This window comes from Marinobacterium sp. xm-d-564 (assembly GCF_013283345.1).
Taxonomy (GTDB): Bacteria; Pseudomonadota; Gammaproteobacteria; order Pseudomonadales; family Balneatricaceae; genus Marinobacterium_E.
The window spans coordinates 1-1,629 of sequence record NZ_WBYO01000020.1 but is presented as its reverse complement, the minus strand read 5'-3'; the positions used below and the strand labels follow the sequence as shown (position 1 = coordinate 1,629).

1 protein-coding gene and 1 tRNA gene are annotated in these 1,629 nt (G+C 54.0%); both read left to right on the top strand.

The annotated features are described in order from the left end of the window. Nucleotides 1–1,173 (top strand): phage terminase large subunit (terL, locus tag XMD564_RS11270; RefSeq protein WP_173508356.1); only part of this gene is annotated, 1,173 nt, incomplete at its 5' end. 177 nt (nt 1,174–1,350) lie between these two features. Next, nucleotides 1,351–1,421, top strand: a tRNA-Trp gene (locus XMD564_RS11265). Nucleotides 1,422–1,629 lie beyond the last annotated feature (208 nt).

Below are 1,629 nucleotides of genomic sequence, written 5' to 3'. Positions count from 1 at the left end.
ATCCTCAAGCCACTCTCCGGCTCCCGTGTGGTCTTTCTAGGGACCCCTCAGACCGAGGACTCGCTGTACTCCAAGCTGCCTGATCGTGGCTATAAGGTCCAAATCTGGCCCGCTCGGATGCCAAACGAGAAGATGCGGGAGATGTACGGTGACACTCTGGCCGAATACATCAAGCAACTCCCGTATGACGAAGGACAGCCTACCGATCCCAAGCGTTTTGACGATGCTGACCTGATCGAGCGTGAGGCCTCCTACGGCAAAGCCGGGTTCGCGATGCAGTTCATGCTCTCGACCGCCCTCAGTGACCTCGAAAGGTTCCCCCTGAAGGTACGCGATCTGATCGTCATGCCGATGGACCTCGAAACTGCCCCTCTCAAACTGCAGTGGGGTCCCATTGAGGAACGCCAGTACAAGGACCTCCCCAACGTCGCCATGCGTGGAGACAAGATGTATCCCCCGATGAACGTCGGAGACATCACCGCAGACTTCACTGGCTCGGTGCTCGCTATCGACCCCTCTGGTAGGGGCGCTGACGAGACCGGCTATGCGGTGGTGAAGATGATCAACGGGTACCTCTACGTGCCCCAAGCGGGTGGCCTGCAGGGTGGCTACGACAAGGACACTCTGGTGGAACTCTCGCACATCGCCAAGAAGCACAAGGTGAACCATGTGGTCGTCGAAAGCAACTTCGGTGATGGTATGTTCGTGGAACTCCTAAAGCCTGTGATGGCCGGTATCCATAGATGCCAGATCGAAGAGGTGAGACACTCCACCCAGAAGGAACGTCGCATCATCGATACCCTCGAACCCGTGATGATGAACCACAAGCTGGTAATCGCCCCTGAGGTGATCGAGGAGGACTACCGGACTGCCATGAAGTACGAGCAGTCAGTACGTCAATCCAAGATGCTGATCTACCAGATGACCAGGATCACCAAAGAGAAGGGCTGTCTGAGACATGACGACCGCCTCGATGCTCTGTCTATCGCTATCGCCTATTGGGTCGAGAGCATGGCCAGAGATGAAGAACAGGGGATCGAACAGATCAGACAGGATGCCCTCGACAAGGAGTTGGAGAGGTTTATGGAGAACGCCATAGACCCTTTTGGTCGTCGTTCTGGGCACTCTGAAAAGACATGGATTTCCAACATGATAGATTACCCGACACCCTAGAAGTAAAGATGCCCCTGAAGATTACCTTATATAGTATATATAGAGGGTACCTTTAGGGGTACCTTAAAGGTGCTGCTAAAGAGAACCTAATGGGTACCTTAAGGTGCTGCTAAAGATTGCTTAATGAGCATGAGGGGTAGCCAGGGGCAGCCAGCCCCCACCACTCCAATCTCCTGTATGGGTATAGTGTAAGGGAAGCACATCAGTCTCCAAAACTGAAAGTCAAGGTTCGACTCCTTGTGCCTATGTCAGGGTACCTTAAGGGGGCACCTAAAAATGGGTCAAAAATCTGAGTAGGTATATCTACGTCAACCTTCCCGGCCTCCCCCCCGTGGGTACCCTCTGGGCCACCGAAAAGTGACCGATAGGGGGCCTATGTCACCGCCATTGTGACACCGAGGCGCATGAAACCCCTTGTTTTATTGGTTCTGCCCGATGGTATGACACCACATAGAC